Annotated in this window: 19 protein-coding genes, 1 tRNA gene and 1 pseudogene; 5 read left to right on the forward strand and 16 right to left on the reverse strand. The window is 59.0% G+C overall.

Annotation, left to right across the window (positions count from 1 at the left end; all coding sequences use genetic code 11):
- Window positions 1-60: 60 nt before the first annotated feature.
- The gene (locus tag ACM6I7_RS09765) at window positions 61-936 is read right to left on the reverse strand and encodes a LysR family transcriptional regulator (protein WP_150369101.1); all 876 of its coding nucleotides are present in this window, start codon (window positions 934-936) and stop codon (window positions 61-63) included.
- 111 nt (window positions 937-1,047) lie between these two features.
- Here ACM6I7_RS09765 and ACM6I7_RS09770 point away from each other — a divergent pair, with 111 nt between their 5' ends.
- From ACM6I7_RS09770 to ACM6I7_RS09780, 3 genes are all read left to right on the forward strand, one after another.
- On the forward strand, window positions 1,048-2,238 hold the full coding sequence (locus ACM6I7_RS09770; RefSeq protein ID WP_027611579.1) for a YbfB/YjiJ family MFS transporter: 1,191 nt from the start codon (window positions 1,048-1,050) through the stop codon (window positions 2,236-2,238).
- Window positions 2,239-2,299: 61 nt separating this feature from the next.
- A complete protein-coding gene (locus ACM6I7_RS09775) occupies window positions 2,300-3,298 on the forward strand; it encodes an NAD(P)H-quinone oxidoreductase (protein ID WP_414888466.1) in 999 nt (332 codons plus the stop codon).
- 109 nt (window positions 3,299-3,407) lie between these two features.
- A complete protein-coding gene (locus ACM6I7_RS09780; RefSeq protein ID WP_414888467.1) occupies window positions 3,408-4,352 on the forward strand; it encodes an alpha/beta hydrolase in 945 nt (314 codons plus the stop codon).
- Here ACM6I7_RS09780 and ACM6I7_RS09785 read toward each other — a convergent pair.
- The 6 genes from ACM6I7_RS09785 to ACM6I7_RS09810 form a co-directional block, all read right to left on the reverse strand.
- Entirely contained in the window at window positions 4,349-6,160 is a 1,812-nt protein-coding gene (locus tag ACM6I7_RS09785) for an ABC transporter ATP-binding protein (protein ID WP_414888468.1), read from the reverse strand. The genes ACM6I7_RS09780 and ACM6I7_RS09785 overlap by 4 nt on opposite strands.
- Before the next feature lie 332 nt (window positions 6,161-6,492).
- Window positions 6,493-6,822 carry a hypothetical protein gene (locus ACM6I7_RS09790; protein ID WP_007961262.1) on the reverse strand — a complete coding sequence of 110 codons (330 nt, stop codon included), beginning with the start codon at window positions 6,820-6,822 and terminating at the stop codon, window positions 6,493-6,495.
- Between the two features lie 106 nt (window positions 6,823-6,928).
- Window positions 6,929-7,957, reverse strand: coding sequence for an RNA 3'-terminal phosphate cyclase (gene rtcA, locus ACM6I7_RS09795; RefSeq protein ID WP_027611575.1), 1,029 nt, complete (start codon window positions 7,955-7,957; stop codon window positions 6,929-6,931).
- Between the two features lie 8 nt (window positions 7,958-7,965).
- Window positions 7,966-8,754, reverse strand: coding sequence for a nucleotidyltransferase domain-containing protein (locus ACM6I7_RS09800; protein ID WP_027611574.1), 789 nt, complete (start codon window positions 8,752-8,754; stop codon window positions 7,966-7,968).
- 14 nt (window positions 8,755-8,768) lie between these two features.
- Window positions 8,769-9,995 (reverse strand): RtcB family protein, encoded by a 1,227-nt coding sequence (locus ACM6I7_RS09805; protein ID WP_414888469.1) that lies wholly within the window; start codon window positions 9,993-9,995, stop codon window positions 8,769-8,771.
- Between the two features lie 335 nt (window positions 9,996-10,330).
- Complete coding sequence (locus ACM6I7_RS09810) at window positions 10,331-11,878, reverse strand: RNA-binding protein (protein WP_414888470.1); 1,548 nt, start codon at window positions 11,876-11,878, stop codon at window positions 10,331-10,333.
- Between the two features lie 204 nt (window positions 11,879-12,082).
- On the opposite strand from ACM6I7_RS09810, the gene rtcR reads away from it, so the two are divergent.
- Together rtcR and ACM6I7_RS09820 are read left to right on the forward strand one after the other, a co-directional pair.
- A complete protein-coding gene (gene rtcR / locus ACM6I7_RS09815; RefSeq protein ID WP_414888471.1) occupies window positions 12,083-13,684 on the forward strand; it encodes an RNA repair transcriptional activator RtcR in 1,602 nt (533 codons plus the stop codon).
- A gap of 180 nt (window positions 13,685-13,864) precedes the next feature.
- Complete coding sequence (locus ACM6I7_RS09820; protein ID WP_027611570.1) at window positions 13,865-14,125, forward strand: hypothetical protein; 261 nt, start codon at window positions 13,865-13,867, stop codon at window positions 14,123-14,125.
- Window positions 14,126-14,155: 30 nt separating this feature from the next.
- On the opposite strand, the gene ACM6I7_RS09825 is transcribed toward ACM6I7_RS09820, so the two are convergent.
- The 9 genes and pseudogenes from ACM6I7_RS09825 to rplT all read right to left on the reverse strand — a co-directional run bounded on the left by ACM6I7_RS09825 (window position 14,156) and on the right by rplT (window position 20,541).
- Window positions 14,156-14,578, reverse strand: a complete 423-nt coding sequence (locus ACM6I7_RS09825) for an RDD family protein (protein ID WP_414888472.1) — start codon at window positions 14,576-14,578, stop codon at window positions 14,156-14,158.
- Window positions 14,579-14,660: 82 nt separating this feature from the next.
- Window positions 14,661-15,008 (reverse strand): hypothetical protein, encoded by a 348-nt coding sequence (locus ACM6I7_RS09830; protein ID WP_098964618.1) that lies wholly within the window; start codon window positions 15,006-15,008, stop codon window positions 14,661-14,663.
- A 96-nt stretch (window positions 15,009-15,104) separates the two neighbouring features.
- Window positions 15,105-15,766 (reverse strand): annotated as a pseudogene (locus ACM6I7_RS09835) (DUF2625 domain-containing protein).
- 79 nt (window positions 15,767-15,845) lie between these two features.
- A tRNA-Pro gene (locus tag ACM6I7_RS09840) sits at window positions 15,846-15,922 on the reverse strand.
- A gap of 88 nt (window positions 15,923-16,010) precedes the next feature.
- Window positions 16,011-16,367 carry a MerR family transcriptional regulator gene (locus tag ACM6I7_RS09845; RefSeq protein WP_003179985.1) on the reverse strand — a complete coding sequence of 119 codons (357 nt, stop codon included), beginning with the start codon at window positions 16,365-16,367 and terminating at the stop codon, window positions 16,011-16,013.
- The gene (gene ihfA, locus ACM6I7_RS09850; RefSeq protein WP_002553164.1) at window positions 16,348-16,650 is read right to left on the reverse strand and encodes an integration host factor subunit alpha; all 303 of its coding nucleotides are present in this window, start codon (window positions 16,648-16,650) and stop codon (window positions 16,348-16,350) included. Before ihfA ends, ACM6I7_RS09845 begins: the two co-directional genes overlap by 20 nt.
- Before the next feature lie 3 nt (window positions 16,651-16,653).
- Window positions 16,654-19,032: a phenylalanine--tRNA ligase subunit beta gene (pheT, locus tag ACM6I7_RS09855; RefSeq protein ID WP_414888473.1), complete on the reverse strand. Its 2,379-nt coding sequence runs from the start codon at window positions 19,030-19,032 to the stop codon at window positions 16,654-16,656.
- A gap of 26 nt (window positions 19,033-19,058) precedes the next feature.
- Window positions 19,059-20,075 (reverse strand): phenylalanine--tRNA ligase subunit alpha, encoded by a 1,017-nt coding sequence (gene pheS / locus ACM6I7_RS09860; RefSeq protein ID WP_003226365.1) that lies wholly within the window; start codon window positions 20,073-20,075, stop codon window positions 19,059-19,061.
- Between the two features lie 109 nt (window positions 20,076-20,184).
- The gene (rplT, locus tag ACM6I7_RS09865; RefSeq protein ID WP_002553161.1) at window positions 20,185-20,541 is read right to left on the reverse strand and encodes a 50S ribosomal protein L20; all 357 of its coding nucleotides are present in this window, start codon (window positions 20,539-20,541) and stop codon (window positions 20,185-20,187) included.
- Between the last annotated feature and the right edge of the window lie 3 nt (window positions 20,542-20,544).

A 20,544-nucleotide genomic window follows, 5' to 3' on the forward strand; every position in this document is an offset into this window, starting at 1 on the left:
CTGCTGTGGATGTAGGGCGTTTCGTCAGACGCTGTAGCTTGTCCAAAACGCTTTGAGCCGTCACTCATTCTCCAGTGCAAACGCCTCGACAATCTGCTCAATCACCGCCCTGACCCGTGCGGTGTGGCGCAAGTCCGCGTGGGTCACCAGCCAGACCTCATACGGTTGCGGGCGATTGCGCTCCGGCCAAAGCCTGACCAGGCCATCGCGCTCACCCATGTACACCGGGATTTCTCCTACGCCCAGGCCAGCCGCAATCGAGCGGCGTACCAACAGACTGGAACTCAGGCTGGCGACAATCCGCCCGCGATGCAGCGGTTCGCAAACCAGCGTCATGTCTTTGTGCGCCTGCAAATACGGCTGGTAGACCACCAGGTCATGGCCTTCGAACGCCGTACCCTGCGGCGGGATGCCATGGGCGTCGATATACGCCTGTGAAGCGAACAATCCCACGGGCCAGCGTGCAATCCGCCGCGCGATCAGATCGGGATTGTCAGGCCGGGTATTGCGCACAGCGATGTCCGCCTCGCGCTTGGCCAGGCTAAGGATCTGCGTGGAGGCGTCCAGTTGCACACGCACGTCCGGGTGCAGCGCGTGCAGGCGACTAATGGCCGGAATCAGAAAGTCGATGGCCAGTGAGTCGGTGGTGCTGACGCGTACGGTGCCGGTCAGACGATCATCCAGGCCCTGAATCTGCCGCTCAAGTTCCAGCGCCGAATGCTCCATTTTTTCCACGCTTTTGAGCGCGGCTTCGCCGACTGCGGTCAGTGCGAAGCCGTCGGAGGTGCGCAGGAACAAGGTCGCGCTCAGGGACTTTTCCAGCGCCGTGATCCGTCGCCCGACGGTCGCCTGATCCACCCCCAGAACCCGCGCTGCGCCGCGTAATGTCGACTCCCTGCATACCGCGAGAAATACCCGCGCATCATCCCAGTTCATGCTGCCCCCAACCGATGCGAATTTGCATCACTATAAAGCCAAATCGCTGCATTACCGCAGCAAAGATAGCCGATATCCTGAGCGCCATAGACCTTCCTCAGGAATGCTGTCATGCGTACATCCACCTCAGCGTTACCGATTTTCTCAGGACTCTGCGCCAGCCTGGTCGGCATTGGGCTGGCGCGTTTTGCCTACACACCGCTTATTCCCTCGCTGATTCAGGCGCAGTGGTTTTCTGCCAACGACGTGGTCTACCTCGGCGCAGCCAATCTGGTCGGCTATCTGATCGGCGCCCTGCTCGGCCGGCCGATAGCGCGGCAACTGGGCAATAAAAACGCCCTGCGACTGATGATGCTGCTGGTCACCGCAGCGTTTTTTGCCTGTGCATTTCCATTGTCGGTGATCTGGTTCTTTGGCTGGCGGTTGTTGTCGGGGATTACCGGCGGCGCAATTATGGTGCTGGTGGCGGCGACTGTTCTGCCCCACGTGCCGGCATCCCGCAAAGGACTGGCCAGCGGTGCGATTTTTCTCGGTATCGGCCTGGGCATCGCCGCCTCCGGAACCATCGTCCCGCCCTTGTTGAATATGGGCCTGCACGCCACCTGGTTGGGACTGGGCGGATTGTCGTTGTTGCTGACCGCAATAAGCTGGTTTGGCTGGCCTGCTGATCTACCGCACCCGACCGCCACTCACGCAGGCGCGACGGTTGAGCCAACCCCCTCCGCCGTCTATTTGCTGTTCGGCCAATACGCATTCATGGCCGCAGGTCTGGTGCCGGCCATGGTGTTTCTGGTGGATTACGTGGCTCGCGGGCTCGGTGCCGGGGCGCAGATTGGTGCACTGATTTGGGTGATGTATGGCCTGGGCGCAATTGTCGGCCCGGTAAGTTACGGCTTTCTCGCGGATCGGCTTGGCGCGCGGATGGGCATTCGGCTGGTATTGGTGGTGCAGGCGATTGCGCTGGGACTGCTGGCGGTTTCCCACTCTTTCATGGCGTTGGCCGTACTGGCAGTGATCATCGGTTCATTCCCGCCGGGCATCGTCCCGCTGGCCTTGGCCCGCGTGCATGAACTGGTACCGGATCACCATCGCCAGCAAATCGCCTGGAGCCGCGCCACCGTATCGTTTGCCACGTTTCAGGCGCTGGCCGGTTTTGCCTATTCGGCGCTGTTCAATGCCACGGGCGGTCAGCACGCAATGCTTTTCGTGATCGCCGCCGGGGCGATTGTCGTGGCGATTTTGTTGGAGCACGCCCTGAAATGGCTGCCCTCAGCGACTGAACCACGCGTCTGTGAAAATTGAAGGGAATCATTGCCTGCGGGCTGCGCTCCCATCTTCAGAACCTCAAGCAACAGGAATCGACATGACTTTGCCCAGCGAAATGACCCGTATCGAAATCACTCAACCCGGTGGCCCCGAAGTCTTGCAGGCCAAACACGTGCCCCTGCCCGTCGCTGCAGCCGGCGAAGTGCTGATTCGCGTGCATGCCGCCGGGATCAACCGCCCCGACGCCCTGCAACGCGCCGGCAAATACCCGATGAAGCCGGGGATGAATCCGATCCCCGGTCTGGAAGTGGCCGGCGAAGTAGTGGCGCTGGGTGCCGGTGTCAGTCAGTTTGCCGTCGGAGACAAGGTCTGCGCGCTGACCAACGGTGGCGGTTACGCCGAATACTGCAACGTCCCGGCCGGGCAAACCCTGCCGATCCCCGTCGGACTGGATTGGGTGCAGGCCGCCGCTATCCCGGAAACCTTCTTTACCGTGTGGGCCAACCTGTTCGGCCTCGGCGACGCCCAGCGTGGTCAGCGCGTGCTGATCCACGGCGGCACCAGCGGCATCGGCACCACCGCACTGATGCTGTGCCGCGAATTCGGCATCGAAGCCTTTGCCACCGCCGGCAGTGCCGATAAATGCGCGGCAATCAGCAAACTGGGTGGGCAGCCGATCAATTATCGCGAGCAGGATTTCGCCACGGTCATCGCCGAAAAAACTGCAGGCCAAGGGGTGAACGCGATTCTCGACATCATGGGCGCCTCGTACCTCAACGGAAATGTCAGCGCATTGGCAATGGATGGCCGGCTGGTAATGCTCGGCTTTCTCGGCGGCGGACGGGCCAACGACGTCGACCTGCTGGCGATCATGGCCAAACGCACGGTGATCACGGGTTCGTTGCTGCGTGCGCGTACCTCGGAGGAAAAGGCCGCAATTGCCGAGCAATTGCGCGAACACGTGTGGCCGGCGCTGACCGCCGGACGCTGCTTGCCGATCATCGACAAGGTTTATTCGCTGAACGATGCGGCCCAGGCGCATGCGCGCATGGAAGGTGGCGACCACATCGGCAAAATCGTCCTGCGCGTGGGCTGAGCTGCAGCATTTTGTAATCGTTGCGAGTAGACGGTGGTCGAAAAAGTCACGCGCAGACCGAGCCTTCTGGTAAAAAGCCTTCTTTGTCTGCGCTGTGGTGAACCGTTTAATGTTCCTGTCCTTCATGACCCGTTTGCGTCGTCGCCGTCTGGCGTTCGCCTGCATGGCTGCGCTGATCATTGGCGTGCCGACGAGTTGTGCGGTGCTCGAACACACCGAGCGCACACTGCTGTTTCGCATCGAACCGGGCACGGCCGGCTGGTATCACGGCTTGCCGGGCAGCGTGCAGGAACTCGACTTGCAGCCCAAGAGCTTCAAGGCCGGGCAGAATATTCATGCCTGGTGGTGGCCGGCAGAAAAAACCAATGCACCGGCAATTCTCTATCTGCATGGTGTGCGCTGGAACCTCACCGGACAGCTGTTCCGCATCGAGCAATTGCGCGCGGCCGGCTACTCGGTACTGGCGATCGACTACCGTGGTTTCGGCCAGAGCAAGGGCGATCTGCCTTCGGAAAGCAGCGTGTACGAAGATGCCCGTGTGGCGTGGGAGCGCTTCAAACTGCTGCAGCCCGACCCGAGCAAGCGCCTGATCTACGGTCACTCCCTGGGCGGTGCCGTGGCGATTGATCTGGCCGCCGAACTCGGCCAGGACGCGGCTCGGGACCATACCCCGCTGCCGGTCAAAGGCCTGGTGATCGAGTCGACTTTCACCTCTCTCGCCGATGTGGCGGCGGCGGTGGCCAACACTTCGCTGCCGGTACGCTGGCTGCTGTCGCAGAAATTCGACTCCATCGACAAGATCGCCGAGATTCACATGCCGCTGCTGGTGGTACACGGCATGGCCGACGCGCTCGTGCCGCCGCGCTTCAGCGAGCAGCTGTTCAACGCCGCCCGACAACCGAAACGACTGCTGTTGGTGCCGGGTGCCACCCACAACAACAGCATGGCGCTGGGCGGGCAGAATTATCGCAAGGCGATCGATGCGCTGATGCAGTCCAAACCCGCGCCGCGCGTAGCAGGCCCAGCATTGGTGCGCAGCGCGCAGGATTCCTAGCGATAGCCGCGAGCCTGCAGATCGAACAGCTTGGCGTAGTGCCCGTTTGCAGCGATCAGGCTGTTGTGATCGCCCTTCTCCAGTATCCGTCCGCCCTCCAGCACCATGATCTGATCGGCATTGCGCACACTGGAAAAGCGGTGGGAAATCAACAAGGTCATGCGCCCTTCGGTGTGTTGGCTGAAATGCTCGAACACTGCCGCTTCCGCTGCCGGATCCAGCGCCGAGGTCGGTTCGTCGAGAATCAGGATGTCGGCATCGCGGCGCATGTAGGCCCGGGACAAGGCAATCTTCTGCCATTGCCCGCCCGACAACTCCTGACCGCCAGCGAACCATCGGCCTAATTGCGTTGCATAGCCACGGTCGAGCCCTTCAATGAACGGCGCGGCCATGCCTTCGGCCGCTGCGGCCTGCCAGCGCGATTCATCATTGAACGCCGAGGTATCCCCCACGCCGATGTTTTCGCCCAAGGTGAACTGGTAGCGAATGTAGTCCTGAAAAATCACCCCGATACGCCGCCGCAATGTGTTCTCTTCCCAATCCTGCAAATCGCTGCCATCAAGCAGAATCCGCCCCTGATCGGGCCGATAAAGGCGCGTCAGCAATTTGATCAGCGTGGTTTTGCCTGAGCCGTTCTCCCCCACCAGCGCCACACTCTTGCCCGGCACCAGGTGCAGGTCGATGCCTTCCAGTGCTGCACGGCTGGCCCCCGGATAGCGGAAACCGACGTTCTCAAAACGCAGGCCATCACCCGGATGCGCGCCGACGGTGAGATGACCGCAATCAGCCAACACCGGTTCGGCCAGATACTCATACAGGCTCGACAGGTACAGACCGTCCTCATACAAACCGCTGATCGCACTCAGGCTGCTGCTGACCGCACTCTGCCCCTGCTTGAACAACACCAGGTACATGGTCATCTGACCGAGACTGATATTGCCGTGCACCGCATCAATCACCACCCAGGCATAAGCCAGATAGAACGCCCCTGTACCGAGCAAGCCGAGACCGAAACCCCAGCCATCACGACGCAATGTCAGGCGCCGATCCTCGGCGTAGAGCTTGGCAAAAGTGTCCCGATAACGCTGCAGCAGCAACGGCGCAAAGCCGAACAGCTTGACCTCTTTGATGTAGGCCTCATGGGACAGCAAGGTTTCGATGTAATTTTGCTGCCGACTCTCCGGAGCGCGGCGGGTGAACAAGCGGAAAGCGTCGCCGGAGAAGTGCGCCTCGGCAAAGAACACTGGCAACGCGCCAATCACCAGCAACAACAGCGCCCACGGCGAAAAATGCACCAGCAGCACACCGAAGCTGATCAGCATGATCAGGTTCTGGATCAACCCCAGCGACTTCATCACCAACGCCAGCGGCCGGGTCGAGGCTTCGCGGCGCACGCGCACCAGCTTGTCGTAGAACTCGGAGTTCTCGAACTGCACCAGCGACAGGGTCTGCGCCTTTTCCAGAATCAGCGTGTTGACCTTCTGCCCCAACTGCACCCGCAACAACGACTGCTGCACCGAGAGCGCCCGTTGCGTACCGGACAACAACGCCAACACCCCCGCCTCCATCAGCACATAACGCAACACCGGCCACAGCGGTGCAGCGCCCTGCTGCGCATGCAACTGCATCGCCGCCACCACCGCATCGACGATCCGCTGGCCCAGCCATGCGGCCAGCGCCGGCAGCACACCGGCAATCAGAGTGGCCAGCACCAGACCCAGAAACAAACCGCGAGATGTCGCCCAAACCAGTAGCAAGGCGCGCCGGGCCTGATCGAACAAAGCGTGGAAGCGGGAAATCAAAGGCATGGAACACAGAGCTCGACGGCGGATGGAGCGTGCCATGGTACTCCGCAGGTTTGATCCGTGCTGAAACTGCGCTTTTTCATGAGAAAAACACCTGGAAAAACTCTGGCCTTTGCAGCGTCCAAAGCTCTGCTATGTTTTAGCCGCCCTTCGCGGAACCTGGCGAAAATCGCCTCTCTCCGCGCCTACTGCCAGGAACCCCCGCCATGCGAATCAATCCCTGCCTGATCTTCAACGGCAACTGCCGTGAGGATTTCAATTGCGAGACTGACAAGTGACGCTGACTTTTCGTCAGGCATGAAAAAGCCCAACCTCTTCAGGTTGGGCTTTTCGATTTATCGCTGGGCCAGCTCATGCCGCACGCATTGTTCATAATAGGTCTGCTTGACCGCTGCCGGCTTGAGCTTCGAGGTGCTGTTGTAGGTCTGCTCGGTAATCCCCATTGCCGTCATGCGCATCCAAGGTTGCTGGAACTTGCGCACCTGCAACTGCTTGCGCGCGCCGTACAACGAGATCCCCGACAGCTTCGACTGCTGCGCCCCGGCGGCGATGTCCGAGCCCCAGGTACAGGCGAACCGGTGACTCTTGCTCAACTCCCTCGCTTCAATGGCCGAAGCGAAGGCAGCCAGGGAAAGCGTTGCAACGGTTATGACAATCGTCCGCATATAGCCAACCTAACCTTTTGAAAAAAGGCGATTTTGCCGGGGAAGCCCAAGCCTGGGGGCCAGCAAATTGCCGCATTCGCGAGATTGATCCGGGCTTGCGACGCGGTCAGCGACCGTTGCGGACCTCAACCCGCAGACGCTCGGGGCCCGCTTCCGAGCATTCGATAGTGACCGGCAAGAAGCGCTCGATCACCGCGATGTTGCTGTGCAGATGCTCGGTCATTCTTGGGGTAGTGAATGATCCGCCACCGGCCAGCGCCATCGGCAGCAGCAACTGGTCGGCGAGGTGTTCCGCCACCGCAGCGTCACTGCGTAACCAGTCTGTCGCCTGATTGATTGCGCTATCAGCGACCTTCTCCGCCCGTAACAACACCTGGCCAAAGGCACTGAAGACTTCGGTGACCTGCTCGAACACGTACTCCAGTAACAGCACGTTACCGGGGCCACGCGCCGGGTCGAGCGTGATCGGATGCAAAGTTTCCGCTGCCCAGCGCATGCGTTTCGCCACCTGATTCAGTTCACGCTCGGCGACGCTCGGTGCGAGACCGGCCGTCAGCGCCAAGGCTTGCTGCGACAGCAGCGCCCCACGCTCACACAGGTCCAGCGGCGTCAGTTGCGACGGCTGCACCGTGACGTCGATCTCACCGCCACCGGCCGGGACAAAGCCGTGACGCAGCAGATCCAGCTCAATGCCGGCACCCATGCGCCGCATCAACGGCAACCAGCTGCGCGTAAGGAAATCGACAGGCGGCGCCAACGGATTATGCGTACCGCCGCTGATCCGTACGCGACTTGTGCCCGGCGCCTGCAACAGTGCCGGCAGCAATGTCTGCAACACCAACGTGCAACTACCGGCCGTGCCGATCGCAAACCGGTAATCACCCGAACGAATCGCTCCCGGCTCGAAAAACAGCGCCTGCGAGCCCAGTTCCGCTCCCGCGATCCGTGCGCCGCAGACTTCGGCGGCCGCCATCACTGCCGTCAAATGCTGGCGTAACAATCCCGGCCGACTGCGGCGGGCACGAATCTGTTTAATGCGAAACGCCTGGCCCGTCACCATCGACAGGCTCAGCGCGCTGCGTAACACCTGACCGCCGCCAATCGCGCCGTCCAGTTCAATCACTTGCGGTTCCATTTCAATCCTTACGCATACAACCTGACGATGTCCCTGAGGTAGTCATCCAGTCGTCGCGAGTCTTCCTGAGTTCTGAGTAATGTGGGCACATCGCGTTCGAGTTCGGCATTGATGAACCTGTGCAGCGCCGGACGACGCGGGCCGTAGGCGCGCTCGTCGGCATTGCGTTTAAGTGCCAGCAGCTCGTCGACTTCAGCCAGCAGTGCCCGGTCGTCGACCGTGGTCAGCAGGTCGGCGAAGGTCATCGGTGGACGCCCGCGCCCCTGATCGATCCAGCGCACCGCCAGCAACGGCCGCAGCACGTAGAAGTACTTCTTGAACCGTACGCTGTCGCCTTGCAGGTACTGGCGAAAGTTGTTTTTCGCCATCGACAGATAGTGGTTGCGGGCTGCCGGCGGGCTGTAGAACGCTTCGGCCAGTTCCCGCAGTTGCGCAACCTGCGCGCTTTCGCTGCGGTACACCAATGGCGAGTCGAGCCACTCCAGCAACGTCGGATTGGACTTGCGCAATAACCCGAGGGTCTTGCGCAGTTCCCAGCCGCTGACGTCCAGCTCGTCGTCCAATGGCCGCTCGATCACAGCGCGCGGCGTGTCGACCTGAACGAACCACTGCGGTTTTTCCACGTACACGAACCGTACGTCGTAGTCGCTGTCGGTCGAGGCAAAGCCCCAGGCCCGACTGCCGGACTCACAGGCGTACAACACCGTGACATTGCGCTCACGCTCTATACGCGCCAACTCTTCCAGTACCCGCGCACGCATCGTGGCGCACAGCGGGTGGCGTTCTGCAAATTCCATGACTGCTGATCCTTTTATCCTTTGACGCACACCACTTGCCGCAGGGTGTGCAGCACTTCCACCAACTCGCGCTGGGCGTGCATGACTTTGTCGATGTCCTTGTAGGCCATCGGAATTTCGTCGATCACCGCTTCGTCCTTGCGGCACTCGACATGCGCCGTGGCGCGGATCTGGTCTTCGACGGTGAATGTATTCTTTGCCTTCGTTCGGCTCATGGTGCGGCCAGCGCCGTGGCTGCAGGAGCTGAACGACTCTTCGTTGCCCAGGCCGCGCACAATGAAACTCTTGGCGCCCATCGAACCCGGAATGATCCCGAGTTCACCTTTCTTCGCCGACACCGCGCCTTTGCGGGTGACCAGGATTTCTTCGCCGAAATGCCGCTCTTTCTGCACGTAGTTGTGGTGGCAGTTGACCGCTTCCAGCGCCACCTCGAACGGCTTGCGAATGATCTGGCGCGTGGCATGAATCACCGCGCGCATCATCAATTCGCGGTTCTGTCTGGCGAAGTCCTGCGCCCAGCTCACCGCTTCCACGTAATCATCGAAGTGCTGGCTGCCTTCTTCGAAGTACGCCAGGTCACGATCCGGCAAGTTGGCGATGTGTTGCCGCATATCCGCCTGAGCCATCTGAATGAACAGGTTGCCAATGGCGTTGCCGACACCGCGAGAACCACTGTGCAACATGAACCAGACCCGGTTGGCTTCATCCAGGCACACTTCGATGAAGTGGTTGCCGCTGCCGAGCGTGCCCAGATGCCCACGGTTGTTGGTGTTGGTCAGTTTCGGGTACTTGTCGGTGATCAGTTTGAAACGTGGCTGAAGCCCCGCCCAAGCCTGATCGGCTTGCTGCGGAATCTCGTCCCATGCGCCCTTGTCGCGCCGAGAACGGTTCGAACTGCGGCCATGGGGCACCGCTTGCTCGATGGCGCTGCGCAGACCTTGCAGATTGTCCGGCAAGTCGGCTGCGGTCAGCGACGTGCGTGCGGCGATCATGCCGCAACCGATGTCCACGCCGACGGCCGCCGGGATGATCGCACCCACAGTCGGAATCACGCTGCCAATAGTCGAGCCCTTGCCCAGATGCACATCCGGCATCACCGCCAGATGCTTGAAGATGAATGGCATCTTTGCCGTGTTCATCAGCTGCTCGCGGGCCTCGTTTTCCACCGGGACGCCTTCGGTCCAGAGTTTGATCGGCTTGCCGTTGGCGACTTCGAGCAGTTGGTAAGTGTGTGCTTTCATTTCTCTATTCTTTATTCGTTGGCCGATGATTCGGCGTTGTTCCGTCATGTGCAGCGACAAAAAAACAGACACTGTGGCTCTGCCAGTCGAGCCCCCGTTGCCGGGGCGGGATTCGAACCCGCGTTCCGATGGAGTACCTGTTGCATTCGCTGCTTTCTTTTCCAATAAGGTGGCACGACAAAAGTTGATGACTGTTGCGCGTCGCCGCGCACCGGGGTTAACCGGCCTCAGATGTACAGCCATCAGGCATTCGTGCCGTCACACACGCTGACAAGGGTTTGATGAGACGTCTTGGATGTAGTCCCACCGGCATTCAGCGCCTGTGACAAATCAATTCATTGCATCTTCTCGATCGCTTCGACCCAGTGCTGGGCACCGTAACGACCGCTGGTGAACTGCTCGACCACATCGAACACCGCATCGCTGAAACCGCCGACATTCAGGATGTCATCGCGGTCGGCTGCCTGCGTTGCATAACCCGGCTGGATATCGATGCACACCAGCCGTGCCTGCGGGTTGATCCGCTTGATGCGCTCCCACTGGAGCATGGTCTCACTGGCACCACGGCGCCGCGTGTCGATCCAGGACTCGTTGTCCGATACCAGAATCAGCGTATCGACCCTGGCCTTGCTGTCCGCCAGTTTCTTCAATGGCGCCGAGCAGTTGGTGCCGCCGCCAAAGGCCGCGGCCAGTTTCTCCGCATTGCTGATCACGCTGTCCCGTGGATTGAGCTTGATATCCACCACCTTCACTTCGAACGGCATCACCCGCGCCGCCGGCTGTTTGCGCAACACCGCTGCCGCGACCAGTGCCGCCACATCGATGCAACGCACCGCCGTGGTCGCGCCCTGACGATAACCGGTCGCCGGGCTGCCCATCGAACCCGATACGTCCGGGCAAACCACCACCGCGCCTTGCAGCTTCGGCACGTTGGCCAGCGACAGCTCAAGTGCATCCTGCAACGCCTCGCGGATCTGCAGCGGTACGTTATCGCCAACCATCCGATAGGCCGCCAGCAACTGGTATGGATAAACCCGCGCCTTAGCCACTTCTTGCGGATCTGCAAGTCGCGCTGCCACGTACTCGACGCAACCCGGTACCTCGAACGCGCCATGCCGCTCCAGGGTGTTGAGGTTGATGCGCAATCCCTGCCAGCCCATGTTGTAAGCCTGCGCAGCCCATTGCTCTTTGCTCAGGGTTTCGTTGCCGAGCAGTTGGAACGGTACCGCGGGTACTTGATGACTCGCGCCGCTGCGAAATGCCAGCAGATCGCGGGTCAACTCAGGCAATGCCTGCACATCCACCGGTTTACCGATCAACCACGCGAAGAACGCTTCGCGCCAGGCCTCAGCCGGCTTTGGGTGAACCATCTTCACCACGTCCGCCAGCGATGGCTGGTTGCCAATCGACGCTTGTAGCAGTTGACGTTCGGTCGCGCCGTTCAGCCAGTTCTGCACCAGACGTTTGGGTTGCGAACCAAGGGATTTGCGCCCGGTGGCGCCACTGCGCAGGATCTGCACGTAGTTGCGCAACATCTTGCCGCTGTCGATCACTTGTTCAAACACCTCAGGCACCAGCGTCGAACGGTTCGCCGTCAACGCCGCCAGCAACAACGCCGGCATGTCTTTCATGTGGCCCTTATGGCGAGCGTAGACAGCAGCCTTCGCCACGAAACGGCTGTCGAGTTCAGCCACCAGCTTCAATACTTGATCCAGTTGACTCTCTGCACTGGCGTAAAACGTCTGGTTCAGGCAACCGGTGACCGCCAGTTGAGCCAGTTGATGCTTCGGCGTGTAGGCATATGCCGAGGCGCCGGAGGCATTCAAAGTGTCGCAGGCTGGCAGTTGTTTCGATTGCGTGTTGAAGAGTTTGAAGTTGGCCATCGTGGCGTCTCGCTCTGTTGTCCTGTTCGTTGCGATAGGTATTGCAGCGGCTGTGCCAGTTTTTGAGAGGCGCAAAATTTATTTTTTATCTTATTGATTTATATAGTTTTTTTATTTTTTATCGATTTCTTTGAGCTGAACCGAAGACAACCCCAGTGTGAGAAACCTATCATTTGATATCGTCATTTATCTTTTGAGATAGCCATGCCCAACAAACGCACCGTCGCCATCGGTTTTATCGGCGCCACCCTGGACCGCGTTGGCAAAGGCGCCAATCGCTGGAGCCACTGGCGACCGAGCGTTGGCCTTTGCCAGCAACCGGACGTGCTGATCCATCGCCTGGAACTGATTCACGGTATCGACGCGCGCGACATCAGCCTCGCTGAACGGGTTCGCGCCGATATCCAGCAGGTCTCGCCGGAAACCGAGGTACACCTGCACCCCATGTCACTGCGCAATCCGTGGGATTTCGAAGAGGTCTACGGCGCACTGCATGACTTCACGACGGCCTACAGCTTCGATACCGAGCACGAGGACTATCTGGTTCACATCACCACCGGCACCCACGTCGCGCAGATTTGCTGGTTCCTGCTGACCGAAGCACGCTATCTGCCGGCGCGCCTGATCCAGACCTCCCCCGCCCGACGCAAAAGCGAAGATGAACAAGCCACCGGCACTCACGCGCTGATCGACCTCGACCTGTCGCGTTATGACCGCATTTCCTCGCGTTTCGCCAACAAACGCCTCGAGGGCCTGGAGTTCTTGAAGTCCGGCATCGCCACCCGTAACGCGGCGTTCAACCGCTCCATCGAACAGATTGAACGCGTGGCCGTGCGCTCCAAGGCGCCCATGCTGCTGATCGGCCCGACCGGCGCCGGCAAATCGTTTCTCGCCCGACGCATCTATGAACTCAAACGCAGCCGCCATCAAATGCAGGGCCGGTTTGTTGAGGTGAACTGCGCCACCCTGCGGGGCGACGGTGCGATGTCGGCTCTGTTCGGTCACGTCAAAGGCGCATTCACCGGAGCGCAGAACGCCCGCGACGGCCTGCTACGGGCAGCGGACGGCGGCATGTTGTTTCTCGATGAAATCGGTGAGCTGGGCGCGGACGAACAGGCGATGCTGCTCAAGGCTATCGAAGAAAAGCGCTTCTTTCCGCTTGGCTCCGACAAGGAGGTCGACAGCGACTTCCTGATCATCGCCGGCACTCACCGCGATCTGCGCAGCCGCGTCGCCGAAGGCCTGTTCCGCGAGGATCTGTACGCACGCATCAACCTCTGGACATTTGATTTGCCCGGCCTGGCCGGCCGCCGCGAAGACATCGAGCCCAACATCGATTTCGAGCTCGAACGTCACGCTCGCGATCACGGCCAACTGGTGCGCTTCAACCTCGAAGCGCGCCGACGCTACCTCGCCTTCGCCAGCTCTCGGGAAGCGGCATGGCTGGGCAACTTTCGCGAACTGTCAGCGTCGATTACCCGGATGGCCACGCTGGCGGACAGCGGACGAATTGATGAGGCGCAAGTGCAGGAAGAAATTGATCGACTGCGTTATGCGTGGGGACTGGCGCAAGCGGACGGCGTGTCGGATGACCTCCCGGGAGACGTCGATAGCCTCGACCTGTTTGATCGACTGCAATTGAAAGCGGTGCTTGAAGTATGTCGGCAAGCGGACAGCCTGTCGGATGCCGGACGCAGACTGTTCGGCGTATCGCGCCAAGCCAAGGTGCAGCCGAATGATGCAGATCGCTTAAGAAAATACCTGAGCCGCTTCGGGATTGAATGGGCCGACTTGCAAGGCCGCTAAATATAGCGCGGTGCTTTCGCGGCGCTCTGTCGCAGTCATGTTTGTGGTCGGCGTGGTAGAAATCCTTCTGCTTTCACATTGGGCCGGGTATCTGTGACCTTACCGCTCGTCCAACGGCCAGCACCTTAAGCCTGTTCATGCCTCCAAAGAGTTACCCCCATCGCGCGGAAGACTCAGATCATGAACAAGTCGATTGCAACCCTGACGCTTGCAAGCCTGCTGTTGACTGGCTCGCTCTTCACGCAGACCAGCTCGGCAGCAACACCGACAGCCTCCTCCGGCACAAATCAGGCGCAAAGCTCAGAGTCCAACGAGGAAAAAGCCAATAAAAAAGGCGAAGAAGCGTCAGGCTCAAACTCCGGCGCCGAACCGCAAGAAACGCAGAAGGACGCCGCAACCTCCAGTGACTCGGAGGATATTCAGCAAGATTCGAAACCTTAACACTTGGGCGACTGCCGTCGCCCACTTGACTCACCTGACACGAATCACAATTGTTGACGCAAGCATGTCGCCCAGGCGTTTGCGCGAGCCAAAGAAAATGAAAATCCAGTCGAGGATGTTCAGAAACGGCGTTGTGATATTGCGTATGAACGATTGATACAGATTGCAGTTCAAGTAGCTACGCTCATCAATCACCGACATCCCCAGCAGCTTTTTACCCAGGCTTTGCCCGTTGGGCATTGCGTCGGAAAACAGGTAATACGCCACACCCGTACCAAGAGCCAGGACAGCCACCACATTTGGCGGCAAACCAATAAACTCCGCCAGCCGTCCTACGAAGAGGATCAAAAAGTAGGTGATCAACGTATCGGTGATCTGCCCACCCCAGCGACGGCCCAGCCCGGCAAGATTTTTCGGCTTTTGATATTCACTGCTGGTATTGCTGATGTCCATGCGCCTTCGCTCGATCGGAATTTAGATACCGGAGTATCGGCAACCGATCGCCAATATTTAATGGCGCTTCAGGGGAGTGCGGTCAATCAAACCCACAAGATTGCTCCGAATGAATAGGCTCACTGAAGGTAAAGAAGTAGAACGATATTTTCTCGTCCTCTACGTCTTTTAATTCATATCTGATCCTGTCGAGCCCACGATCGATTCGGGTAACGACGAGCTCCATGAATTGAGTCAATCCGCCGCCAAAGCCACTTAGATCAAGCGCACTGACATCCTGAAAATTTATAGTGATCGCGCTTTCTGCTGCGTCATCGAGCGACGACATCGTCAAGGCCAGATTGTACTTGAAGTCTTGAATTTCGATATTCAGCGAAACGACTGCATTGTGTTGAATCAAAAGCGAGTTCAAGCGAGATAACTTATCCATTTTCTTATGAACCAATGACGGAAAAGATGTGGCCTGCAACATTCGTGTATTTGAGCGAGCATCTTCAGCCCTGGCAGGCAGAGTATCAACCCGACATCAGAGTAACTGCGCAGAACCTTTGCCGAGCTTGCGTGCCAACTCGACATTCATTTCGAACTGTTCGCTGACATCAATCGCCGTACGGCGACTCTTTTCGACTGAGCCTTCCCGAGTCCAGAGAAACGGGAAAAACGAAAAGCACTGATCCGCTTCCAGCGCCTGCAGGTCGTGAATCCAGCCGTTCCAGCGCAAACCGTCGTAGAAGGTCGCGAGCCGATCACTCAACGCCCAACCCAGAAAGTCGGTGTAAGCAATGTGCAATGGCTCCCACAACAGCGTGTCAGGCGCCCAGTAATACATCGCCCCAACCTCTTCACCCAAACCACCGCCATTGAGAGCAAAAAAACCTCCAGCGGCATCGTCGGCGACCAACATATAAGCATCAGCACGGCCGCCATTCCAATCCAGAAGATTTCGCGGTAATTGCGGATGACCGGAGCCGAGCACACGTAACCAGCCGCGATCAATCAACAGCCCACCCGTTTCGAAGGCGATCGCACCCAACGTCGATTTAGTCGTGAGCTGAAGACTGAAAGAACTCTGCCATTTTCGGTGGAGGGAGGGAGTAACTGATAGTTGAGTACGGCTTCCCCCAGCATTTTTTCAATGATGGGCAGCGCCGGATCCCGCTTGTCTATCAAGTGATCCAAACTTTTCATCCAGCGACCTTTTTTTGCCCAGGCACAAAAAAGCCGATCTAGATGATCGGCTTAAGTGTCTGATTTTACTCAGGAATAATGGTCGGGACGGAGTGATTCGAACACTCGACCCCTAGCACCCCATGCTAGTGCGCTACCGGACTGCGCTACGCCCCGACTGGTTTGAAACCCGCCCCTCGTCTCGAAGAGCGCTCAAGAATATATCGCAAGCTTTTGAAAACTGGAAGTATTCAAACGCAGCTTTTTATTTCTTGAGCACCACCAGTACATCTTCAAGCTCAGCGATCATCTGGCGGATCATTTGCTTGTATTGGGTGGTGTCGTCTTTGGCTTCATCACCGGACAAGCGCAGACGCGCGCCGCCGATGGTGAATCCCTGATCGTAAAGGAGCGCGCGGATCTGCCGGATCATCAGCACATCCTGGCGCTGATAATACCGGCGGTTTCCGCGGCGTTTGACGGGGTTGAGTTGAGGAAACTCCTGCTCCCAGTAGCGCAGCACGTGTGGTTTTACCGCACACAGCTCGCTGACTTCACCAATGGTGAAGTAGCGTTTGCCCGGGATGACGGGTAGTTCGTCGTTATGACTTGGTTCCAGCATAAGCCTCAACTCGGGCCTTCAACTTCTGCCCTGGACGAAAGGTGACCACACGGCGAGCCGTGATCGGGATTTCTTCCCCCGTTTTCGGGTTGCGGCCAGGCCGCTGGCGTTTGTCCCGAAGGTCGAAATTGCCGAAACCGGACAATTTGACCTGCTCGTTGTCTTCAAGAGCGTGCCTGATTTCCTCGAAAAACAGTTCAACCAATTCCTTGGCTTCCCGCTTGTTCAGGCCCAGCTCTTCATACAGACGTTCCGCCATCTCAGCTTTCGTCAAAGCCCCCATACGTCACTTCCTTAACGTGGCGTTCAACCTTTGTTCGAGCGAGGTGAGGATATTTTGCGTCGTCGAATTCACCTCATCGTCATTAAGAGTGCGCGATGGATGCTGCCAGGTCAAGCCAACTGCAAGGCTTTTTCTATCAGGATCAATGCCTTTACCCTGATACACGTCAAACAGCCTGAGATCCGTGAGCCATTCGCCTGCATTTTCACGGATTACGTCCAGTACAGCCGAGGCCGCGACGTCTTTGTGCGCGATCAGCGCAAGGTCACGACGCACTTCAGGAAAACGCGACAACTCGTGGAATTGCGGCATTTTTCCGGAAGCGACTTCAGCCAGAACCAGCTCGAAGACGAAGACCGGACGATCCAGACCCAGGGCCTTGGACAGCTCCGGGTGAATCGCACCGATAAAGCCGACTTCACGCCCGTCCCGTTCGATGCGCGCGGTTTGACCCGGGTGCAGCGCCGGGTGTTTACCCGGAGTGAAAGTGAAGGTATCCAATGCACCGGCAAAGCCCAACACCGCTTCAACATCAGCCTTCACGTCGAAGAAATCGACGGTGTCGCGACCCTGCGCCCAACCTTCCGGCAGACGGCTGCCGCAAACAACACCCGACAGCATCGGTTCTTGCTTCAGACCTTCCAGCTGACCGACGAAGCGCAGACCGCTTTCGAACAGACGCACGCGATCCTGCTGGCGGTTCAGGTTGTGCTGCAACGCCTTGACCAGGCCCGGCCACAGCGAGGAACGCATGGCAGCCATATCATTGGAAATCGGGTTGGCCAGCAACAGCGGCTCAACGCCCGGGTTGAACAGTTCGAACTGTTTCGGATCGATGAAGCTGTAAGTGATCGCTTCCTGATAACCACGGGCTACCAGCAGACGACGCAGCTCAGGCAATTCGCTGCGTGCTTCAGCCTTCGCTTGCGGCGCCAGACGCGCTTGCGGGTAACGAACCGGCAGACGGTTATAGCCGTACAGACGCGCCAGCTCTTCGATCAGATCGACTTCCAGACTGATGTCGAAGCGGTGACTTGGCACTTCTACTCGCCACTGCCCTGCGCCGTCAGCGGAAATCTTCAGACCCAAGGCGCTGAGCAGACGCTCGACCTGCGCCGAATCCATTTCCATCCCCAGCATTTGGGTGATGCGCTGCGCACGCAAGGTGATCGGCGCGATCGACGGCAGGTGCTGTTCGCTGACGGTCTCGATGATCGGGCCGGCTTCACCACCGGTAATTTCCAGCAGCAGGCCAGTGGCGCGCTCCATGGCTTCACGGGCCAGTTGCCAGTCCACGCCACGCTCGTAACGGTGCGAGGCGTCGGTGTGCAGGCCGTAGGAACGAGCCTTGCCCGCCACAGCGATCTGATCGAAGAAGGCACTTTCCAGGAAAACGTCGCGAGTGGTTGCGGACACACCGCTGTGCTCGCCACCCATTACGCCGGCAATCGCCAGAGCGCGGGTGTGGTCGGCAATCACCAGGGTTTCGCTACGCAGGCTGACTTCCTGACCGTCGAGCAAAACCAGCTTCTCACCCTCTTCCGCCATACGCACGCGGATGCCGCCATTGATTTCGGCGAGATCGAAAGCGTGCAGTGGCTGACCCAGCTCAAGCATCACGTAGTTGGTGATGTCGACGACAGCGTCGATGCTGCGCACATCGGCGCGGCGCAGACGTTCAACCATCCACAGCGGGGTTGGTTTGGACAGATCAACGTTACGGATGACACGACCCAGGTAACGCGGGCAGGCGGCAGGCGCCAGCACTTCTACCGGACGCACTTCGTCGTGCACAGCCGGAATGGTCATGACCACCGGGCGAGTGACCGGCGTGTCGTACAGCGCACCCACTTCACGGGCCAGACCGGCCAGCGACAGGCAGTCGCCACGGTTCGGGGTCAGGTCGACCTCGATGCTGGCATCTTCCAGATCCAGGTACACACGGAAATCTTCGCCCACCGGCGCATCGGCCGGCAGTTCCATCAGACCGTCGTTGCCTTCACCAACCTGCAGCTCGGCTTGCGAGCACAGCATGCCGTTGGACTCGACGCCACGCAGCTTGGCCTTCTTGATCTTGAAGTCGCCCGGCAGTTCGGCACCGATCATGGCGAACGGAATCTTCAGGCCCGGACGCACGTTTGGCGCACCGCACACGACCTGGAAGGTTTCCGCGCCATTGCTGACCTGGCACACACGCAACTTGTCGGCATCAGGGTGCTGCTCGGTGCTCAGCACCTCGCCCACGACCACGCCGCTGAATATACCGGCGGCCGGGGTCACGCTATCGACCTCCAGACCCGCCATCGACAGACGAGCAACCAGCTCGTCGCGACTTACCTGCGGGCTAACCCAGCCACGCAGCCATTGTTCACTGAATTTCATCCTGCTCTCCTAAGAATTCGTTACGACTAGCGAAATTGCGCGAGGAACCGCAAGTCGTTGTCGAAGAACAGACGCAAGTCGTTCACGCCGTAACGGAGCATTGCCAGACGCTCGACACCCATGCCGAAGGCAAAACCGGAGAACTCTTCCGGATCGATGCCGGACATGCGCAGCACGTTCGGGTGCACCATGCCGCAGCCCATGACTTCCAGCCAGCCGGTCTGCTTGCAGACGCGGCAGCCTTTACCGCTGCACATCACGCATTCCATGTCGACTTCAGCGGATGGCTCGGTGAACGGGAAGTACGAAGGACGGAAACGGACGGCCAGCTCTTTTTCGAAGAACACCCGCAGGAATTCTTCGATGGTGCCTTTGAGGTCGGCGAAATTGATGTCGCGATCGACCAGCAGGCCTTCGACCTGGTGGAACATCGGCGAGTGGGTGATATCGGAGTCGCTGCGATACACACGGCCTGGGCAGACGATGCGGATCGGCGGTTGCTTGGACTCCATGGTGCGGACCTGTACCGGCGAGGTATGGGTGCGCAGCAACATGTTCGCATTGAAATAGAAGGTGTCATGCATCGACCGGGCCGGGTGGTGGCCTGGGATGTTGAGCGCTTCGAAGTTGTGATAGTCGTCTTCGACCTCAGGGCCTTCGGCGATGCCGTAGCCGATGCGGGTGAAGAATTGCTCGACTCGTTCCAGAGTCCGGGTCACCGGATGCAGACCACCGGAGGTCTGGCCACGGCCCGGCAACGTCACATCAATGGATTCGGCAGACAGTTTGGCAGCCAGTTCAGCTTCTTCAAACAGAGCCATGCGCGCATTGAGAACGCCTGTGACACGCTCCTTGGCAACGTTGATCAGGGCGCCGACTTGCGGACGCTCTTCTGCCGGCAAATTCCCCAGGGTCTTCATCACCTGAGTCAATTCACCCTTTTTGCCAAGGTATTGAACCCGGATTTGCTCCAGGGCATTGATATCTTCAGCGCTTTGCACAGCCTCTAGTGCTTGAGAGACCAGCGCATCCAGGTTTTCCATGTACAGACTCCAGATACAAAATAGGGGAAGAGCTTGAAGGCTCTTCCCCTATTTATGACGTTTAACACCTGGCCCCACAGAGGTGAGGCCGGGTGACTGTCGGGGGTACTTAAGCCAAGGTGGCTTTAGCTTTCTCGACAATCGCAGCAAACGCCGCTTTTTCGTTCACTGCCAGATCAGCCAGAACCTTACGGTCGATCTCGATGGACGCTTTTTTCAGGCCAGCGATGAAACGGCTGTAGGACAGACCGTTAACACGAGCACCAGCGTTGATACGAGCGATCCACAGAGCGCGGAACTGACGTTTTTTCTGACGACGGTCACGGTAGGCGTATTGGCCTGCCTTGATTACCGCTTGCTTGGCAACACGGAATACGCGGGAGCGTGCGCCGTAGTAGCCTTTAGCAAGTTTCAGAATTTTTTTGTGACGCTTACGGGCAATGACGCCACGCTTTACACGAGCCATGAG

Origin of the sequence: Pseudomonas sp. IT-93MI4, assembly GCF_949767635.1 — a bacterium.
GTDB classification, from domain to species: Bacteria; Pseudomonadota; Gammaproteobacteria; order Pseudomonadales; family Pseudomonadaceae; genus Aquipseudomonas; species Aquipseudomonas putida_A.

Bases quoted from the DNA above. Each gene is read 5' to 3' on its own strand.
- ACM6I7_RS09780 (WP_414888467.1), top strand. From the start codon at position 3,408: ATGTTCCTGTCCTTCATGACCCGTTTGCGTCGTCGCCGTCTGGCGTTC.
- ACM6I7_RS09790 (WP_007961262.1), bottom strand. From the start codon at position 6,822: ATGCGGACGATTGTCATAACCGTTGCAACGCTTTCCCTGGCTGCCTTC.
- ACM6I7_RS09845 (WP_003179985.1), bottom strand. From the start codon at position 16,367: ATGCTGGAACCAAGTCATAACGACGAACTACCCGTCATCCCGGGCAAA.
- ACM6I7_RS09785 (WP_414888468.1), bottom strand. From the start codon at position 6,160: ATGCCTTTGATTTCCCGCTTCCACGCTTTGTTCGATCAGGCCCGGCGC.
- ACM6I7_RS09830 (WP_098964618.1), bottom strand. From the start codon at position 15,008: ATGGATAAGTTATCTCGCTTGAACTCGCTTTTGATTCAACACAATGCA.
- rplT (WP_002553161.1), bottom strand. From the start codon at position 20,541: ATGGCTCGTGTAAAGCGTGGCGTCATTGCCCGTAAGCGTCACAAAAAA.
- rtcA (WP_027611575.1), bottom strand. From the start codon at position 7,957: ATGGAACCGCAAGTGATTGAACTGGACGGCGCGATTGGCGGCGGTCAG.
- ACM6I7_RS09825 (WP_414888472.1), bottom strand. From the start codon at position 14,578: ATGGACATCAGCAATACCAGCAGTGAATATCAAAAGCCGAAAAATCTT.
- ACM6I7_RS09775 (WP_414888466.1), top strand. From the start codon at position 2,300: ATGACTTTGCCCAGCGAAATGACCCGTATCGAAATCACTCAACCCGGT.
- ACM6I7_RS09800 (WP_027611574.1), bottom strand. From the start codon at position 8,754: ATGGAATTTGCAGAACGCCACCCGCTGTGCGCCACGATGCGTGCGCGG.
- ACM6I7_RS09820 (WP_027611570.1), top strand. From the start codon at position 13,865: ATGAACAAGTCGATTGCAACCCTGACGCTTGCAAGCCTGCTGTTGACT.
- rtcR (WP_414888471.1), top strand. From the start codon at position 12,083: ATGCCCAACAAACGCACCGTCGCCATCGGTTTTATCGGCGCCACCCTG.
- pheT (WP_414888473.1), bottom strand. From the start codon at position 19,032: ATGAAATTCAGTGAACAATGGCTGCGTGGCTGGGTTAGCCCGCAGGTA.
- ACM6I7_RS09770 (WP_027611579.1), top strand. From the start codon at position 1,048: ATGCGTACATCCACCTCAGCGTTACCGATTTTCTCAGGACTCTGCGCC.
- ACM6I7_RS09765 (WP_150369101.1), bottom strand. From the start codon at position 936: ATGAACTGGGATGATGCGCGGGTATTTCTCGCGGTATGCAGGGAGTCG.
- pheS (WP_003226365.1), bottom strand. From the start codon at position 20,075: ATGGAAAACCTGGATGCGCTGGTCTCTCAAGCACTAGAGGCTGTGCAA.
- ihfA (WP_002553164.1), bottom strand. From the start codon at position 16,650: ATGGGGGCTTTGACGAAAGCTGAGATGGCGGAACGTCTGTATGAAGAG.
- ACM6I7_RS09805 (WP_414888469.1), bottom strand. From the start codon at position 9,995: ATGAAAGCACACACTTACCAACTGCTCGAAGTCGCCAACGGCAAGCCG.
- ACM6I7_RS09810 (WP_414888470.1), bottom strand. From the start codon at position 11,878: ATGGCCAACTTCAAACTCTTCAACACGCAATCGAAACAACTGCCAGCC.